Source organism: Leminorella grimontii ATCC 33999 = DSM 5078, from assembly GCF_000439085.1.
In the GTDB taxonomy this organism is placed as follows: domain Bacteria; phylum Pseudomonadota; class Gammaproteobacteria; order Enterobacterales; family Enterobacteriaceae; genus Leminorella; species Leminorella grimontii.
The window spans coordinates 303,235-320,014 of record NZ_AUUA01000004.1; the positions used below are offsets into that span (position 1 = coordinate 303,235).

Below are 16,780 nucleotides of genomic sequence, written 5' to 3' on the forward strand. Positions count from 1 at the left end.
CGGAATGAGGTTAATGACTAAGACATATTCTTGTCTGCATGAAGCAGGGCGCCGCCTATGTGCGTAGACGCATCCTGTACGCACGTAGTGGGCACATCGACTATGGGGCGCTCGCCGTCTCAAGAGGCGACTTTTTCCGCTGCGACAGAGGCAGAGAAGGAAGTCATGCTGTGCCCTCAGTGCGACCTGATGGTTGAGCTACCGCAGCTGTCTCAGGGGAAAAAGGCGGTTTGTCCGCGCTGTCATACCACCTTAACCGCGCGCTGGGTTGAACCGGCGCTGCAGCCGGTCTGCTTTGCCATCAGCGCGCTGATTATGATGGTGTTTGCCAACCTGTTTCCGTTTATCAACATGCGGGTGTCGGGTATTTACAGTCAGATCCGTCTCATTGAAATCCCTCAGGTGATGGTGGGGGACGATTACGCCAGCCTGGCCACGCTGTTCGTTATTTTCGTGCAGCTGGTGCCGGCGTTTTGCATGCTGGCTATCATCCTACTCGGCCTTAAGGTCAAACTGCCTTACCGCCTGCAGGTCGTGATGGGGCGCATTGTTTATTTGGCTAAAGTCTGGTGCATGGTGGAGATTTTCCTGGTGGGCGTACTGGTCAGCTTCGTTAAGCTGATGGCCTACGGCGACATTGGCGTCGGACCCAGCTTTATTCCCTACTGTTTGTTTTGCCTGCTGCAGGTAAGGGCCTTCCAATGTATGGATCGCTACTGGTTTTGGCAGAATATTCAACCCGCGCCCAAGCTGGAACGGGAACTTAGGATCGGGGAGTCCGGTTTGGCTCAGGGGCTCCGTTCCTGCCCCTGCTGCATGGCGACGCTTCCGGCGGATATGCACCGCTGTCCCCGCTGTTTCACTACCGGTTACGCGAGAAGAAAGAACAGCCTGCAGTGGACGCTTGCGCTGCTGATAACGTCAGTAATGCTGTACATACCGGCTAACCTGTTGCCGATTATGGTGACGGAAGTGCTGGGCAATCCGGAACCGTCTAACATTATGTCTGGCGTTATCCTGCTTTGGAAAGACGGTTCGTACCCGGTGTCGATGGTGATTTTTATTGCCAGCATCATGGTGCCGTCGCTGAAAATTCTTGCGATAGGATGGCTCTGCTACGACGCGTCGGAGATGGGACAAAAGAGCGGCTATTTAGACCGCCACAGAATGCATTTTATTTATGAGATCGTGGAGTTCGTCGGGCGTTGGTCAATGATCGACGTGTTCGTTATCGGCGTGCTGTCTGCGCTGGTGCGCATCGGTCGACTGATGAGCGTCTATCCCGCCGTCGGCGCTATATTATTCGCAATGGTGGTTATTTTGACCATGATCGCCGCCATGATGTTCGATCCGCGCCTGTTGTGGGATCGTACTAAGCCAGTATCAACCAATCAGTGAGGAAGCCTTCACGTGCAGGAAAGTCATCAGGACAAAACGGCAAAGATAGAAACGATAAAACGCTGGTCGCCGGTGTGGATCATTCCCATCGTTACGGTGCTCATTGGCGCCTGGATCCTTTTTTATCATTTCAGCAACCAGGGGCCAGAGGTCACGCTGGTTACCTCAAATGCAGAAGGTATCGAGGCGGGAAAGACCGCCATCAAGACCCGCAATGTTGATATCGGCATCGTCGAAAGCGTGAGCCTGAGCGATGACCTTAAGCAGGTTATCGTTACCGCCCGTTTGCATACCGGCATGGAAAATCTGCTGAATAAGGGATCGGTGTTCTGGGTGGTAAAGCCCAAGATTGGGCGAGAGGGCGTTTCTGGTCTGAATACGCTGTTTTCCGGCGCCTATATCGAACTTCAGCCGGGAAGAGACAAAGCGGTAGAGACCCGCTTTACGCTGCAGGACAATGCGCCACTGGCTTCGCCCGATATGAAAGGGCTGCGCATTGCGCTGGAGAGCAAGCAGCCGACGCGGTTGAACGCGGGCGATCCGGTGCTGTTTCGCGGTTTTCGCGTCGGGACGGTGGAAAGCAGCGAGTTTGATCCTAAAGAGCGCGTCATGCGCTACCAGCTGTTCATTATGGAACCCTACCGCGGCCTTGTAACCAGCAACGTTCGCTTTTGGCAGGACAGCGGCATTTCGTTCGACATGTCGTCTCAGGGTGTTCGCGTTGATATGGGTTCACTGGATACGCTCGTTACCGGCGGCGTGAGTTTTGACTTGCCTAACGGCTGGTCGGCGGGCGATCCGGTGAAAAACCTCGACGAATTTGAGCTGTATTCCGATCAAAAGAGCATTCAAGAGTCGCTGTATACGCGACACGATGACTTCCTGCTCTACTTTGAAGACTCTATTCGCGGCTTAGAGCCGGGCGCGCCGGTTGAGTTTCGCGGCATTCGGGTAGGTACCGTCTCCGCAGTGCCGTTCTATATGCCGGAGCTGAAGACGATCAACAAGAACTACTATATCCCGGTTCTTATCCGCATTGAGCCAGACAGAGTGCAAAACCGGTTTGGTAAGGATTTCGATCTTAAAAGTCACCTGCTGGAGTCGGTTAACGACAGCAATCGACTCAGGGCCGCGCTGAAGTCGGGCAACCTGCTTACCGGCGCGCTGTTTATCGATTTGGACTTCTATCCTGACGCTAAGCCGTGGGGCGGGCCTAAAGAAGTGATGGGGCGTCCTATAATTCCGACGGTCAGCGGCGGTTTGGCGGAAATCCAGAAGCGCCTGATGCAGACGCTGGATAAGGTCAACAAGATGCCGGTAGAACCGATGCTGACGGAAATGACCGAAACGCTGAAGCAGACTCGCAGCACGATGGCCAGCCTGAACGCGATTTTGTCGAGCAAAGAAGTCAACAATTTGCCAAAAGACATGCAGCAGACGCTGGTTGAGCTTAACCGCAGCCTGAAGGGGTTACAGCCCGGATCGTCAGCGTATAGCTCTTTAGTGAATGACATGCAGCGTTTGGATCAGGTGATGCGTGAACTGCAGCCGCTGCTGCAGAAACTGAATCAGAAGAGCAATGCACTGGTCTTTGAAGCGCCCGGCGCGAAAGACCCTCAGCCCAAGAAGGCCAATAGTCAATGATGAAATGGAAAATTGCAGCCCTCGCGCTGTTTCTCAGCGCCTGTAGCAGTCAGGCGCCGGTTTCTTACTATCAGTTGCCCTCTGCCGGCGGAGCCTCCGTTCAGGCTGCGTCCGTTAATCCGCAAAAGCAGCTGTGGATTGAAAACGTCACCGTTGCCGACTTCCTTAGCGGTACGGGCATCGCCTATCAGACCAGCGACGTGACGTATACCGTCGCCAGCAGCAACCTGTGGGCCAGCGGCCTGGAGCAGCAGTTGAAGAGGGCGTTGACCGACAACCTTAGCGCTCAGTTGGGCGATTGGCTGGTGGTGAACCAGCCGGTTGGAAGTAGCGACGTCGATTCGCTGCGGGTTACGGTCAATGCGTTCCAAGGCCGCTATGACGGGCATGCAGTAGTCAGCGGTTATTGGGTGCTGCAGCACAAAGGGCAAATCGTCCGTCGACCGTTTGACGTTGAGCTGCCGCTGCAGCAAGACGGCTATAGCGAGCTGGTAAAAGTATTGGCTCAGGCCTGGCAGCAGGAATCTGTTGAAATTGCTAACGTGTTAAAAAGCCAGTAAACCGGGTGTAATATTGGTTTTGGTGATAATTAAAAGTGTCATATTGGAGTTTTAATGAAATCAAATAAGGTTCTTTGGGGAGCCGCCGCGCTGAGCGCGGCGCTAATGGCTCCGGCAGCAATGGCTGACAATTTTTCTATCGGCCTCGGGGCAGCGGTTGGTCAGTATGCCTATAAGGGCGTTGATAACGATACCGTTCCCTACCCAATGATCAACTATGAAGGTGAGCGCTTCTTTGTTCGCGGCACCGGAGCCGGGGCGTATCTGCTAAAAGATACGCATAACCAGCTGTCTTTGAACCTATTCTATTCACCACTGCATTTCGATCCGGACGACAGCGACAGCCACCGAATGAAGCAGCTGGATAAGCGTCACTCAACCGCTATGGCTGGCGTGGGGTATCGGCATATTGCCGATTGGGGCGTTGTGCGCACCTCCTTGTCTGCTGACGTGCTGGATTACAGCAACGGCTATGTGGCTGACGCCGCCTATCTGCATCCCTTTAACTTAGGCGCTTTGACCTTAACGCCGGGCGTGGGCGTTACTTGGTACAGCAGCAATTTCAATGACTACTATTACGGCATTTCTGGTAAAGAGTCTCGCCGCAGCGGTTTTGACAGCTACAACGCGGGAAGCAGCTGGTCGCCTTATGCCGAGGTGTCCGCAAACTATGCGTTAACTCAGAGCTGGAAAATCTTTGCATTCGGCCGATATACTCGTCTAGATGACGAAGTGAAAGACAGCCCGATGGTGGATAAATCCTATACGGCGCTGGTCGCCGCCGGGGTTTCTTACGCTTTCTGATTTGATTTATTAGTGCGTAAAAAAGGCCGCAATCGCGGCCTTTTACATATCCAACGTCACTTTTTTATAACGCTTCTTTATGACAGCGAATGGCGACCGAAAGGTAGTGGGGCTTATCGCTGCGCACAATAGCGGGCTGGCTTACACAGCCGGTTTCTACGCAGGCCATGGTTTTATAGCCTTCGGCGCTCATGTCCGTCATTGAGGCCGCACCTTCCGCTCCCGGGTTCCAGACGACGACGTCCGGCGCATTTCGGTGGTGGATTTCAATCGTTCTCTTAAGTACCGGGTCGCTAATTGTACTGAATGCCTGCGGTTGGTAGTAAATGCGATCAACGGGGCCGGAAAAGCGCATCGTGGAACGTTCTGCGGTGACGTCGGCATCAGCGAGCTTGTCTATGTAAGATTCACCCAGCCCGGATACGCCGACCTGCGATATGTCACCCACCTGAAAGTAGCTGTGCAGCGCCGCGGTAACGGCATAGTCGCCGTGAGACTCCAACTCCAGTTCGCAGGTTTCTCCCAGCTTGATTCTGGCAATCAGGCTAAAGGCGTTTGGCCAGACTTTACGGGTTGTTTCACTGTCGTTGAGCGTGAATGTTAGCCAAACGCACTCTTCGCTTTCGTCGTGTGCGGTCAATCGCCACTGTTCGTTGCGGGCAAAGCCGTGAGAAGGAGTTCCTGCTTTACCGAACCACGGCCAACAGATGGGGATCCCGCCGCGGATGGCGACGCCCGGCTCAAAGTGAGTCGCTTCGCTTAACCAAATGACGGGGTTTTCTCCCGCGGGCTGCCAGGCGAGAAGCTGGGCGCCCTGCAGCGATATCACGCCTTTGGCCTTTGGATGATCTATCACGGCGAACGTCAGGCCCTCTTTTTTGCGCAGGCTGAGGCTCGGGGTGAGCTGTTGTTCTATGGGTAATAAAAATAGTGCATCTGACATGCGATAGCCTTCTTAGTAGTGCGCGGTCGTCCTGAAAGTATAATCGAAGGCGGCCGTTTTTATGAGCGTTCAGTTCGCTCCTGAGCTGGGGCTAAGCCGTCAATCAGGTCGCTAATCTGAATGGTGATAATTTCCTGCCGCTGGTGGGCATCGGAGACGATGGCGTTGGCCATTGCTTCCTCTTGCTCGCCTTGCAGAACGCTGGCGGCACGCTCCAGATTTTCCAATAGCCAGTCGGCTGTCAGCGTTCTTTTAAAGAAGCTCAGGTTCTCAGGCAGCCAGCCGTCGCTGTCAAAGTCTCCGCTTAGCTCAGCAAGATAGGGGCCTCCGCCCCCGTGAGTTTTGCTCCAACGATGGAAGATAGGGTTTTCCCCGTTTTCGTAGATAAGCCCAGAAGCATACATAATGGCGCAAACGGCTTTACCTGGGGTATCCAGGCTCCACCAGCGCTGCCAGACGGGTTCAATGACGGGCAGCGTTTCTCCAAGATCGTTGAATGCGTATAGCCATTGATAGGCCGGCGTGAACGAGCCTGAATAGATAAACCCCCGCTCTTGTTCAAGGCGATGAATAAAGCTATCGCACAGCGCGTTTAGTATGCCGTCTCTCTCTTTTGCCGTTATCATCTTTTCCAGAATCCGGCCTCGGCGCGTTACGTGCAGGAAATCCTCAAAACATTCGCCGTTAGTCAGCGATTCGCACCAAACGGCCAGACAAATGGGAAACAGATAGCGAAACAGCTCGGGCTGTAAGGGTTCGACGTAGGCGAGGTTGAGCAGATAATAGCCGCTTAGTTCTCTGGCCTGAATCTGGTCCCACTCTTTTACGGCCAGCGCCTGTAGCTGTTCGTCACAGTAGTCAAACTCTTTTTCCCATACGTAGCGGGGAGGGGGCGGGTTGCCGAAAATCTGTCGACAGCGTTCACGAAGGGTTAGAGGCCGGGTAGCTTTCTTTTTTTTCATTCTTTCTGTGGGTAATAAAAAGGGCAGCGATTCGCTGCCCTCTAAGCTTAGACGTTGCCGGATCTCTTATTTAGAGATGTGAGCAATCAGGTCCAGAACTTTGTTTGAGTAGCCGATTTCGTTGTCGTACCAGGAAACGACTTTAACGAAGTTGTCGTTCAGAGAGATACCTGCCTTGGCGTCGAACACGGAGGTGCACTTTTCGCCCAGGAAGTCGGTAGAAACAACGTCGTCTTCGGTGTAGCCCAGAACGCCTTTCAGCGCGCCTTCAGAAGCGGCTTTCATTGCTTCACAAATTTCTTTGTAAGAAGCAGGCTTTTCCAAACGAGCGGTCAGGTCAACAACGGAAACGTCCGGAGTCGGAACGCGGAACGCCATACCGGTCAGCTTGCCGTTCAGTTCAGGGATAACTTTGCCAACGGCTTTTGCAGCACCGGTGGAAGAAGGAATGATGTTTTGAGCCGCGCCGCGGCCGCCGCGCCAGTCTTTGTGAGACGGGCCGTCAACGGTTTTCTGAGTAGCAGTGGTGGCGTGAACGGTGGTCATCAGCGCTTCAACGATGCCGAACTTGTCGTTCAGTACTTTAGCAACCGGCGCCAGGCAGTTTGTGGTGCAGGATGCGTTAGAAACGATGTCCTGGCCAGCATAGGTTGCGTCGTTTACGCCCATAACGAACATCGGGGTGCTGTCTTTGGATGGGCCAGTCAGTACGACTTTTTTAGCGCCAGCGGTAATGTGCTTACGCGCAGTTTCGTCAGTCAGGAACAGACCAGTAGCTTCGGCAACGACGTCAACGCCGACTTCGTTCCACTTCAGGTTTGCCGGATCTCTTTCTGCGGTAACGCGGATGGTTTTGCCATTAACGACGAGGTGGCCGTCTTTCACTTCAACGGTGCCTTTGAAACGACCATGGGTGGAGTCATACTTCAGCATGTACGCCATGTAGTCAGCGTCGAGCAAGTCGTTGATCGCAACGATTTCGATGTCTGAGCGCTCTTGAGCAGCGCGGAATACGAAGCGACCGATACGGCCAAAACCGTTAATACCTACTTTGATAGTCATAATGTTCCACCAGCTAGTTTGTTAGTGAATAAAGTGAGTGTCATAGCCCGTCCAGTATACCCGTTATACTTCAAGCTGCCTGTGTGTTGGCTGCGCTCGTTCACCCGAATCACTTACTTATGTAAGCTCATCGGGATTCACTCCCTTGCCGCCTTCATGCAACTTGAATTATTTAGGGTATAAAATTACAAAAACCTTGCAAAACGTCAAGCGGAATCGTGTCAACCTTTGTCAGCTCTCACAAAAAAAGAGTCGAAACAGCGACGATTTTTTGCCTGTTTTTTGTACATATCGGGCCGTGCTCTCGGGTACAGATTCAATGATTATAACCCTTTTCGTTAATTTTTAGCGAGACGTTATTCTTTTCAGGCCGACAGGCAATATTTTTACTGCCTTTTTGTTAATTTATTGTTATTTTTAATGATGGTAAGCAGCATCAGTTACATAGACGGGATCGGAGAGAGCTAAAATGCCTAATACATTGAATGAAAAAAATAAAAACCTGACGGAAATGCAGCGTTTCATTACCCAGGAAAGGGGAACCGAGCCGCCGTTTTCCGGGCGCCTTTTAAATAATAACAGGGTGGGAGTCTACCGCTGCGTTTGCTGTGATTCTCCGCTGTTTAAGTCTGATACCAAGTTTGACGCCGGGTGTGGATGGCCCAGTTTTTTTGAGCCAGTCACCCAAGGTGCCGTTAACTATCTCGATGATTATTCTCATAATATGCACAGGATTGAGATTAGATGCGCCCACTGTGACGCTCACCTTGGGCACGTGTTTCCCGATGGCCCAAAACCGACCGGGCAGCGCTATTGCATCAATTCCGGCTCAATGAGGTTTGTTGACGATGAGACGGGAGAAGCCACGGCGGGCTAGCGGTGTAGCAATCGGTTAACATAATCGATTCAGCTCAATTTGCGTCGGCTGCCGAAGAGCGCAGCCACAAGCGTGTCTAAAACAGTATTGAAACGATTTAGCTTTGCCTTTCTCCCGTTCCTACCGCGCTATTCGGCTTCCGTTAATTCTCCCCGCAGGTTTGTTTGCATCAGCCGCCTGATGCTTGCTGCGTCTCGTTCTTGGCTAAGCAGGAGATGAAGCTTGGTTAGCGTAGCCTCCAGCGTCATGTCAAAACCGCTGATAACGCCCGCATGGGCGAGCGCATTGCCCGTGGCATAGCCGCCCATATCAACCCTGCCGGACAGGCACTGCGTCAGGTTAACGACAATAATGCCGCGTTCGGCTGCGTCGCTGAGCGCCTTCAGCAGGGAGGGGCTCTGCGGCGCGTTGCCCACGCCGTAGGTTCGAAGAATTAGCGCCCTGACGGGCTGGCGGAGGATATTGGCAATAACGTCGGTCGAAATGCCCGGGTAGAGCGTAACGACGCCTATCGGCTGGGGAGCGATAGGATGGCAACAAAATTCCCCATTGGCGCCAGTAAACGCGGGGGCAAGGCGCTTGATGTGGATCCCGGCTTCCAGCAGCGGAGGATAGTTGGGGGAGGAGAAGGCGTCAAAACCGTCAGCGTGAACCTTGGTCGTTCGGTTTCCGCGATACAGACGGTTATTGAAGAACAGACAAACCTCATTAATCGGATAGTTCGCTGCAATGTAGAGCGAATTAAGCAAATTAGCCTGTCCGTCGGATCGCAGCTCCGCCAAAGGAATTTGTGACCCTGTCACTATAACCGGCTTATCCAGATTCTCCAGCATGAAAGAGAGTGCGGAAGCGGTAAACGCCATGGTGTCGGTACCGTGCAGAATGACAAATCCATCGTAGCGATCGTAACGATGACAGATATCGTCGGCAATGTGCTGCCAGTCGCTTGGCGTCATGTCCGATGAGTCTATCAACGGATGATATTCGTGGATAACAAATTCCGGCATTTCTTCCCGATGAAACTCGGGCATTTTCGCCAGCTGCTGCTGTAGATAACCGGACACGGGGACGTAGCCTTGGCTGGAATGGCGCATACCGATGGTTCCGCCGGTGTAGGCGACATAGATGGACTTTCTTTGTTTTGACATTGCTAATAAGCCGATGGGGAGATTGAAGAAGGATGGAGCGATTATAAAAGACACATTATCGGAAGAGAACGCTTTTCCATAATAAAATAGGCCCAGCGATGCCGCCGGGCCTACCCTATAACGCTACAACCGATAAAACTAGTTAGAATAGCTACAGCTTAAGCAGTAAACGTAGCGATGGCCGGGATCGCTCAGGCTGCCGAAGAGGCCCGGCTGCTGATTAAGCTCGTTCGCCATCTGGTTGAGCGGCGCAGGCAGCTCTATCTTGACTGACCCCGGCAGCAGGGCGTTGACCATCACGGTAGCCTGACCCAGTAGCGTCTCTTTAAGCTCTGACTCGCTGCTGACCCACTTGATTTTGTAGTCTTTTAGCTTGGCCAGTTCGGCGCTTTTCTTCAGCGCGTCGTCAAAGTCGCCCAATGCGTCGACCAGACCGTTGCTTTTGGCATCTGCGCCGATCCAGACCCGGCCTTGAGCGATGCTGTCTACCTCAGCAGGCGTTTTCTTCCGCGCTTTGGCGACTAAATCGATGAAGGTTTTATAGCCGTTTTCAATCGTAAGCTGCATCATTTCAGAAAACTCAGGAGACAGGGGCTTGGTCACGCTCGCACCGGCCAGTGGCGATGTTTCAACGCCGTCCGAATGAACGCCTACTGCATCCAGTGAATTTTCGAAGGTGTTAATCACGCCAAAAATGCCGATAGAGCCGGTCAGCGTGCTTGGGCTTGCGATAATGTAGTCGGCTGGGGTGGAAATCCAATAGCCTCCAGAGGCCGCCATGCCCCCCATAGAGACGACCACGCTTTTGCCTGAATCTTTAAGCGCCTGAACTTCAGCGCGGATGGTTTCCGATGCGGTAACGCTTCCGCCGGGGCTGTTAACTCTAAGAATAACGGCCTTGACGTTGTCATTCAGGCGGGCGCTGCGCAGCTGCCTGGCGGTGGTATCGCCGCCGACCATGCCTGGCATCTCTTTACCATCGATAATGGCTCCGTTAGCAAAAATGACGGCAATCTCTGGCTTTTTCTCCTTCGATTTCTCTTCGGGGATGCTGTAGTCGTAAATGCTGGTCAGATTGTAGTTCTTGTTTTTCTTATCCCAACCGAAGGCCTTTGTCAGGCGACTTTCCATTTCAGCACGGGAAATGATGCCGTCCACAAGCCCGTTTTTCATCGCAAGGCGCGCGCTGTCGCCGCCGTTGGCCTTCAATTGCTCAATCAGCGTTTGCGCCGTGGGGTAAATTTTCTCTGGCGTAGTGTGGCGATTTGTCGCGACGTCCAGCAGGTAGTTTGACCACAGGCCGTTCAGCCAGCGACTGCCGGCCTGGCGCGCTTCTGGCGACATGTCGTCGCGGATGAAGGGCTCGACGGCAGACTTATAGGTGCCGACGCGAAAAACGTGGGTCGTCACCTTCAAGTTGTCCAGCAGTGACTTATAATACAGGCCGTTGGCGGCGATGCCGGGGAGCATAACGCCGCCTTGGGGGGTAAGATAAACTTTGTCAGCAAAGCTCGCCAGATAGTATTGGCTTTGGGTATAGCCGTCACCAATCGCATAAATCGGCTTTCCGCTTTCGCGAAATTCACTGAGGGCCTTGCCTATATAGCGAAGAGACGGCTGGTCAGCGCCGAGGAATCCGCCAAGGGACAGCACCAGCCCGCTGATGGATTCATCGCTCTTGGCGTATCGAATCTGCTTTACTACCTCAAACAGCGAATTTTCCTGAATGTCCCGGCTGCCGCCGATGAGCTCTTTCCCCAGCTGGCGAAGCTTGTTGTCCGGATTCACCGCGTCGACAACGGTGCCCTGTAGGTCAACCAGTAGAGCGCCCTGCGGCGGCCGCTGATAGGGTTGTTCAAGCTGAAAGTAAACGCCGAGGCCAATAATCAAAACAAAAAAGAAAATAAGGTTGAGAAAGACCTTACGGACAAAATTAATAACGTACCAACAGATCTTGAAGATGGTCGCGAAGATTTGCAGAAGTGCCTTCATGAGCGTGCCTTTATTGATGCCCTGAGTCAGGGAAAAACGATGTCGATTATCCTAAAGGGTTGGATTGAAAAAGTCAGTGTCTATCACGTAACGTCGAGCGTTATTTTGCTGTCATTAACAAATAATTAACCTTACAATAAAACGATATTTTTATATAGCGTAATGTCAGGAGAATTCTATGGATGCACTCACTTTGCTGCTTAACCGCCGTTCCGCATCGCGTTTAGTCGAGCCAGCGCCCTCCGGCGAGGCGTTGCAAAACATCATTCGCGCTGGAATGAGGGCGCCTGACCACGGAACGCTGGAACCCTGGCGTTTTATCATCGTCGAGGGGGAAGCGCGCCACCGTTTTGCAGAGGTGTTGCTGAAGGCGGCGCTTGAAGAAGGGAAAGACGAGTCCGTTCAGGAAAAGTCAAAGACCGGGCCGCTGCGGGCGCCGATGATTATCGTAGTGGTTGCCCACTGTACCGAGCACCCTAAAGTACCGCATTGGGAGCAGGTCGCTTCGGCAAGTTGCGCCGTTCAGGCCATGCAGATGGCCGCGGTTGCGCAAGATTTCGGCGGAATTTGGCGCAGCGGATTTTGGACGGAAAACAAAACGGTCAGAGAGGCCTTTGGATGTAGGGAATTGGATGAAATCGTCGGATTCCTTTATCTGGGTACGCCTCAGGTGCAGCCGGCGAAGGTGAAGGCGCCCGATACGACGCCTTTTGTCTCCTATTTTTAAGCTGAGTTCTCCATTAAGCCGCGGTTTTATCAAGCCGCGGTTCGCCCCTAATGCGCAGAGCACCTTTCCCTAAATCACGCTCAACTCTTATCAACGACGTCGAGGCGCGGTACTATATGCGATTACTTCAGACGGTTCGGAAAAGGGGAGCATACAGATGTCAGAACAAACCGTTCGTTTAACCCAGTACAGCCACGGGGCGGGATGCGGGTGCAAGATCTCGCCAAAAGTGTTGGAAACGATCCTCCATTCCGAGCAGGAAAAATTCCTCGATCCTCATTTACTGGTGGGGAACGAAACGCGAGACGACGCCGCCGTGTATGACATCGGCAACGGCGTCGGCATTATCAGCACCACCGACTTTTTCATGCCCATCGTGGATGACCCCTTCGACTTTGGCCGCATAGCCGCCACCAACGCCATCAGTGATATTTACGCCATGGGCGGCAAACCCATTATGGCGATTGCCATTTTAGGCTGGCCGATTGGCAAGCTGTCGCCAGAGATAGCGCAGAAAGTGATCGAAGGTGGGCGAGAGGTCTGCCGTCAGGCAGGGATTTCTTTGGCCGGCGGCCACTCTATCGACGCGCCCGAGCCGATTTTTGGGTTGGCGGTCACTGGCATCGTCAGCACGGAACAAATCAAGAAAAACAGCGCCGCCAAGCCCGGCTGTAAGCTCTATTTAACCAAGCCTTTGGGCATCGGCGTTTTAACCACGGCGGAGAAAAAAAGCAGGCTGAAGCCAGAACACGAAGGCGTCGCGACGGAAGTGATGTGCCGCCTGAATAAGCCCGGTGCGGAGCTTGCAGCTCTCGACGGCGTTACGGCAATGACCGACGTGACCGGGTTTGGGCTCCTTGGGCACTTGAGCGAAATTTGTCAAGGCTCCGGCGTACAGGCGACGGTTTGGTTTGACGCCGTGCCTCAACTGCCGAACGTGGCTGAATATATCGCAGAGGGCTGCGTGCCGGGCGGGACGCAGCGTAACTTTGACAGCTATGGTCACCTGATAGGCAACTTAACCGACCTGCAGCGCAGCCTGCTGTGCGACCCGCAGACGTCGGGAGGGCTCCTGATTGCCGTTATGCCTCAGGCGGAAGACGACGTGATTGCGCTGGCTAAACGCCACCAGATTGAGCTCACTGCGATAGGCGAACTGACGATGCCGCAGGCCGGTCGGGCGCTGATTGAGGTTGTTTAATGTTCGAGCTTCATAGCGCCGACTATCGGCGCATTTTCCTAAACGATACCCCGTTAATCGACGTGCGCGCCCCGGTGGAGTTCGCTCAGGGCGCTTTTCCTACGTCGACCAACATTGCTCTGATGAATGATGAGGAGCGTAAAGCCGTCGGGACCTGCTATAAGCAGCACGGTCAGCAGGCCGCGCTTTCGTTGGGGCACCGGCTAGTCAGCGGCAGCGTAAGAGAAGAGCGGGTAGCGCAGTGGCTGGCATTTTGCAGGCAGCATCCGGAAGGGGTTCTATACTGCATGCGCGGCGGTCTGCGGTCGCACATTACCCAGCAGTGGCTAAAAGAGGCCGGTCAGGACTACCCCTTGGTTTCGGGGGGATATAAGGCGCTGAGAAACTTTCTTATTGCTATTAATCAGCAGCTGGCCGAGCAGCCTATGCGCATCGTGGGCGGAAATACCGGCAGCGGAAAAACGCTGCTGATTCGCGAGCTGCCGTTTGGCGTCGACCTGGAAGGGGCAGCCAAGCATCGCGGCTCTTCGTTCGGCCGTACGGTAGCCGGGCAAAGCACGCAGATAAATTTCGAGAATATTCTGGCGATTGACGTGCTCAAAAAACAGCACGCCGGCGTTAGCCGCTGGGCGCTTGAGGACGAAGGCCGCACGATTGGCTCGAATCACGTGCCGATAGAAATTTTCGACGCCATGCAGCAGTCGCGCATCGTCGTTATTGACGACCCGTTTGAGGTTCGTCTGGCACGGCTGAAAGAAGAGTATGTGAACGCCATGTGCCGCGGCTTTATTCAGCGCTATGGCGAGGAAGAGGGCTGGCTGAACTTCAGCGAGTACCTGCACCAGGGAATGTTTGCCATTCGCAAACGTCTGGGGCTGGAGCGCTATCAGGCGCTCAACGCCGAACTGGACATCGCGCTTGAACAGCATCGGCGCGGTGACGGCGACGACGGGCATGAAAACTGGCTGGTGCCGCTTTTGAAGGAGTATTACGACCCCATGTATACCTATCAACTGGGCCGTAAGGCTGAGCGCATTATTTTCCGCGGAGACTATGCGGCGGTGCGCGAGTTTTTAATACACGATAACGCCTGATGCGCCTGTTTATTGCCGAAAAACCAAGTCTGGCGCGGGCCATTGCCGACGTTTTGCCGAAGCCTCATAAGCGTCAGGACGGGTTTATCGCCTGTGGGCAGGATCAGGTCGTGACCTGGTGCGTAGGCCACCTGCTGGAGCAGGCTCAGCCGGAGCAGTACGATCCGCGCTTTGCCCGCTGGACGCTGGGCGATTTGCCAATCATTCCTGAAAAATGGCAGCTGAAGCCCAGAGATTCCGTTACCAAGCAGCTTAACGTGATTAAGCGGCTGCTGGCCGACGCCGGGGAAGTGGTTCACGCCGGGGACCCGGATCGGGAAGGGCAGCTGTTGGTTGACGAAGTGCTGGAGTTTTTGGACCTGCCGCTGGAAAAGAGGCAGCAGGTTAAGCGCTGCCTCATTAACGACCTGAACCCGCAGGCCGTGACGCGAGCTATCGATAAGCTTAGGGAAAACAGAGAGTTCATTCCCCTGTGCGTTTCCGCGCTGGCCCGCTCTCGTGCGGATTGGCTGTACGGCATCAACATGACCCGTGCCTATACGCTGCTGGGTCGTAATGCCGGCTATGACGGCGTGCTGTCCGTGGGGCGGGTACAAACGCCGGTGCTGGGGCTAGTAGTGCGAAGGGATGAAGAGATAGAAAACTTCGTGCCGAAAGACTTTTTTGAAGTCAAGGCGCACATAGTTACGCCGTCACAGGAGCGTTTTACCGCCGTTTGGCAGCCCAGCGAGTCGTGCGAGTCCTTTTTGGACGACGAGGGGCGGTTGCTCAATCGGGCGCTGGCGGAGCACGTAGTTAAGCGCATCACCGGCCAGCCGGCGCTGGTGAAAGAGTATAACGACAAGCGGGAATCCGATTCGGCGCCGCTGCCGTTTTCTCTGTCTGCGCTACAGATTGAAGCGGCCAAGCGACACGGTTTTAGTGCCCAACAGGTGCTGGATCTCTGTCAGCGGTTGTATGAAACCCACAAGCTGATTACCTATCCGCGTTCGGACTCTCGCTATCTGCCTCAGGAGCATTTTGCCGATCGCCACGCGGTGCTGGCGGCCATTGGGTCACACTGCCCTGAAATGCTGCCCGTCGCCGGAATGGATACCGAAAGGCGTAACCGCTGCTGGGATGATAAAAAGGTGGATGCGCACCATGCCATTATTCCTACCGCCCGCGGCGGCAGCGTATCACTCTCCTTCGATGAGCAAAAAATCTATGAGCTGGTGGCGCGCCAATATCTGATGCAGTTTTGCCCGGATGCGGTATATCGCAAGTGTGTGATAGAACTGGACATCGCCGGCGGAAAGTTTATCGCCAAGGCCCGCTTCTTGGCCGAAGCCGGTTGGCGCGTGCTGCTCGGCAGTAAAGAGCTGGATGAAGAAAATGAAGGCATGCCTCTGCCGGTTGTTGCCAAAGGCGATGAGCTGCTGTGTGAGAACGGCGAAGTGGTAGAGAAACAGACGCAGCCGCCGAGGCCGTTTACCGATGCGTCGCTGCTGTCAGCAATGACCGGGATCGCCCGCTTTGTGCAGGATAAAGAGCTTAAGAAAGTTCTGCGGGCAACGGACGGCCTGGGTACGGAAGCCACCCGAGCGGGTATTATCGAGCTGCTGTTTAAGCGTCGTTTCTTACAAAAGAAGGGCCGTTCGATTATTTCTACTCCGGCCGGGCGCGCGCTGATTCACTGCCTGCCGGAAACCGCTACGCGACCGGACATGACGGCGCACTGGGAATCCATTCTGACGCAGATTAGCGAAAAACAGTGCCGCTATCAGGATTTTATTCAGCCGATGGTGACGGAGCTGCAGACGCTGATTTATCAGGCCAAGCGCAATCGGCTGCCGCCGGTGTTTAAGAATGTCGCCCAGCAGGAGCAGAAGAGTAAGGAAAAAGCCGCAGAGGATAAGCCCAAGCGAAAGCGCGCAGCGCGAGCGAAAAAAGGCGCTGAGGCGACGGAAAAGGACGTTTAGCCCTTTTTTAGCGACCGCTGTAGGTAAGCGTCAAGTAAAGGTACGTCGGCCGGGGCAAGAAGATAGTCGGACGCCTCCTGCGGCGAAACCCAAGCGAAGCGGCTGTGGCAGCGTAGCTGTATTTCACCCTCGAAGCCGACGACTCTCCAGGCCTGCAGGCTCAAAACCCTTGCTGGCTGTGATATCGTGCTGGTGGCGACATGCTCGGCAATCTGCAGGTCTGTCAGGCCCATCTCTTCGTTCAGTTCACGACAGAGCGCCCGTTCGGGCGCCTCTCCCGCTTCAATCTTACCACCGGGAAATTCCCAGTAGCCGGCCAGATCGCTTTGCTCATCGCGCTGAGCGAGCAGGATTTTTCCCTGTCGCTCAATAATCGCTGCAACGACGTCGACTATGTTGATGGTGTC

At 54.2% G+C, this 16,780-nt stretch carries 15 protein-coding genes; 9 read left to right on the top strand and 6 right to left on the bottom strand.

Going from position 1 to position 16,780, the window contains the following annotated elements; all coding sequences use genetic code 11:
• Window positions 1–102: 102 nt before the first annotated feature.
• The 4 genes from pqiA to G544_RS0110455 are packed head-to-tail and all read left to right on the top strand — an operon-like array spanning window position 103 to window position 4,406.
• Entirely contained in the window at window positions 103–1,398 is a 1,296-nt protein-coding gene (pqiA, locus tag G544_RS0110440) for a membrane integrity-associated transporter subunit PqiA (RefSeq protein WP_051155685.1), read from the top strand.
• A gap of 12 nt (window positions 1,399–1,410) precedes the next feature.
• On the top strand, window positions 1,411–3,042 hold the full coding sequence (gene pqiB / locus G544_RS0110445) for an intermembrane transport protein PqiB (RefSeq protein ID WP_027274550.1): 1,632 nt from the start codon (window positions 1,411–1,413) through the stop codon (window positions 3,040–3,042).
• Complete coding sequence (gene pqiC / locus G544_RS0110450; protein WP_027274551.1) at window positions 3,039–3,602, top strand: membrane integrity-associated transporter subunit PqiC; 564 nt, start codon at window positions 3,039–3,041, stop codon at window positions 3,600–3,602. The genes pqiB and pqiC overlap by 4 nt, the downstream gene beginning before the upstream one ends.
• A 54-nt stretch (window positions 3,603–3,656) precedes the next feature.
• Entirely contained in the window at window positions 3,657–4,406 is a 750-nt protein-coding gene (locus G544_RS0110455) for a MipA/OmpV family protein (RefSeq protein ID WP_027274552.1), read from the top strand.
• A gap of 64 nt (window positions 4,407–4,470) precedes the next feature.
• Here G544_RS0110455 and G544_RS0110460 read toward each other — a convergent pair whose 3' ends face one another.
• The 3 genes from G544_RS0110460 to gapA form a co-directional block, all read right to left on the bottom strand.
• Window positions 4,471–5,349: a D-hexose-6-phosphate mutarotase gene (locus tag G544_RS0110460; protein WP_027274553.1), complete on the bottom strand. Its 879-nt coding sequence runs from the start codon at window positions 5,347–5,349 to the stop codon at window positions 4,471–4,473.
• Between the two features lie 59 nt (window positions 5,350–5,408).
• Window positions 5,409–6,311 carry a hypothetical protein gene (locus G544_RS0110465; protein WP_027274554.1) on the bottom strand — a complete coding sequence of 301 codons (903 nt, stop codon included), beginning with the start codon at window positions 6,309–6,311 and terminating at the stop codon, window positions 5,409–5,411.
• A gap of 66 nt (window positions 6,312–6,377) precedes the next feature.
• Window positions 6,378–7,373: a glyceraldehyde-3-phosphate dehydrogenase gene (gene gapA, locus G544_RS0110470; protein ID WP_027274555.1), complete on the bottom strand. Its 996-nt coding sequence runs from the start codon at window positions 7,371–7,373 to the stop codon at window positions 6,378–6,380.
• Between the two features lie 469 nt (window positions 7,374–7,842).
• Here gapA and msrB point away from each other — a divergent pair, with 469 nt between their 5' ends.
• Entirely contained in the window at window positions 7,843–8,250 is a 408-nt protein-coding gene (msrB, locus tag G544_RS0110475; RefSeq protein WP_027274556.1) for a peptide-methionine (R)-S-oxide reductase MsrB, read from the top strand.
• Window positions 8,251–8,378: 128 nt separating this feature from the next.
• Here msrB and ansA read toward each other — a convergent pair whose 3' ends face one another.
• Together ansA and sppA are read right to left on the bottom strand one after the other, a co-directional pair.
• On the bottom strand, window positions 8,379–9,398 hold the full coding sequence (gene ansA, locus G544_RS0110480) for an asparaginase (protein WP_036023792.1): 1,020 nt from the start codon (window positions 9,396–9,398) through the stop codon (window positions 8,379–8,381).
• 138 nt (window positions 9,399–9,536) lie between these two features.
• Complete coding sequence (gene sppA / locus G544_RS0110485; RefSeq protein ID WP_027274558.1) at window positions 9,537–11,390, bottom strand: signal peptide peptidase SppA; 1,854 nt, start codon at window positions 11,388–11,390, stop codon at window positions 9,537–9,539.
• A 178-nt stretch (window positions 11,391–11,568) separates the two neighbouring features.
• On the opposite strand from sppA, the gene G544_RS0110490 reads away from it, so the two are divergent.
• The 4 genes from G544_RS0110490 (at window position 11,569) to G544_RS20350 (ending at window position 16,373) form a co-directional block, all read left to right on the top strand.
• Window positions 11,569–12,117 carry an NAD(P)H nitroreductase gene (locus G544_RS0110490; RefSeq protein ID WP_027274559.1) on the top strand — a complete coding sequence of 183 codons (549 nt, stop codon included), beginning with the start codon at window positions 11,569–11,571 and terminating at the stop codon, window positions 12,115–12,117.
• A 157-nt stretch (window positions 12,118–12,274) separates the two neighbouring features.
• Window positions 12,275–13,318, top strand: a complete 1,044-nt coding sequence (gene selD / locus G544_RS0110495) for a selenide, water dikinase SelD (RefSeq protein WP_027274560.1) — start codon at window positions 12,275–12,277, stop codon at window positions 13,316–13,318.
• Entirely contained in the window at window positions 13,318–14,412 is a 1,095-nt protein-coding gene (gene mnmH, locus G544_RS0110500; RefSeq protein ID WP_027274561.1) for a tRNA 2-selenouridine(34) synthase MnmH, read from the top strand. The genes selD and mnmH overlap by 1 nt, the downstream gene beginning before the upstream one ends.
• Window positions 14,412–16,373 carry a DNA topoisomerase III gene (locus tag G544_RS20350; RefSeq protein ID WP_036023794.1) on the top strand — a complete coding sequence of 654 codons (1,962 nt, stop codon included), beginning with the start codon at window positions 14,412–14,414 and terminating at the stop codon, window positions 16,371–16,373. The genes mnmH and G544_RS20350 overlap by 1 nt, the downstream gene beginning before the upstream one ends.
• Here the strand turns inward: G544_RS20350 and G544_RS0110510 are convergent.
• The gene (locus G544_RS0110510; protein ID WP_027274562.1) at window positions 16,370–16,774 is read right to left on the bottom strand and encodes a pyrimidine (deoxy)nucleoside triphosphate diphosphatase; all 405 of its coding nucleotides are present in this window, start codon (window positions 16,772–16,774) and stop codon (window positions 16,370–16,372) included. The genes G544_RS20350 and G544_RS0110510 overlap by 4 nt on opposite strands.
• Window positions 16,775–16,780: the final 6 nt, after the last annotated feature.

Excerpts from the sequence above, each read along its gene's own strand:
- pqiA (WP_051155685.1), top strand. The coding sequence starts at position 103 with ATGGGGCGCTCGCCGTCTCAAGAGGCGACTTTTTCCGCTGCGACAGAG.
- pqiC (WP_027274551.1), top strand. The coding sequence starts at position 3,039 with ATGATGAAATGGAAAATTGCAGCCCTCGCGCTGTTTCTCAGCGCCTGT.
- G544_RS0110455 (WP_027274552.1), top strand. The coding sequence starts at position 3,657 with ATGAAATCAAATAAGGTTCTTTGGGGAGCCGCCGCGCTGAGCGCGGCG.
- G544_RS0110460 (WP_027274553.1), bottom strand. The coding sequence starts at position 5,349 with ATGTCAGATGCACTATTTTTATTACCCATAGAACAACAGCTCACCCCG.
- G544_RS0110465 (WP_027274554.1), bottom strand. The coding sequence starts at position 6,311 with ATGAAAAAAAAGAAAGCTACCCGGCCTCTAACCCTTCGTGAACGCTGT.
- gapA (WP_027274555.1), bottom strand. The coding sequence starts at position 7,373 with ATGACTATCAAAGTAGGTATTAACGGTTTTGGCCGTATCGGTCGCTTC.
- msrB (WP_027274556.1), top strand. The coding sequence starts at position 7,843 with ATGCCTAATACATTGAATGAAAAAAATAAAAACCTGACGGAAATGCAG.
- ansA (WP_036023792.1), bottom strand. The coding sequence starts at position 9,398 with ATGTCAAAACAAAGAAAGTCCATCTATGTCGCCTACACCGGCGGAACC.
- sppA (WP_027274558.1), bottom strand. The coding sequence starts at position 11,390 with ATGAAGGCACTTCTGCAAATCTTCGCGACCATCTTCAAGATCTGTTGG.
- G544_RS0110490 (WP_027274559.1), top strand. The coding sequence starts at position 11,569 with ATGGATGCACTCACTTTGCTGCTTAACCGCCGTTCCGCATCGCGTTTA.
- selD (WP_027274560.1), top strand. The coding sequence starts at position 12,275 with ATGTCAGAACAAACCGTTCGTTTAACCCAGTACAGCCACGGGGCGGGA.
- mnmH (WP_027274561.1), top strand. The coding sequence starts at position 13,318 with ATGTTCGAGCTTCATAGCGCCGACTATCGGCGCATTTTCCTAAACGAT.
- G544_RS20350 (WP_036023794.1), top strand. The coding sequence starts at position 14,412 with ATGCGCCTGTTTATTGCCGAAAAACCAAGTCTGGCGCGGGCCATTGCC.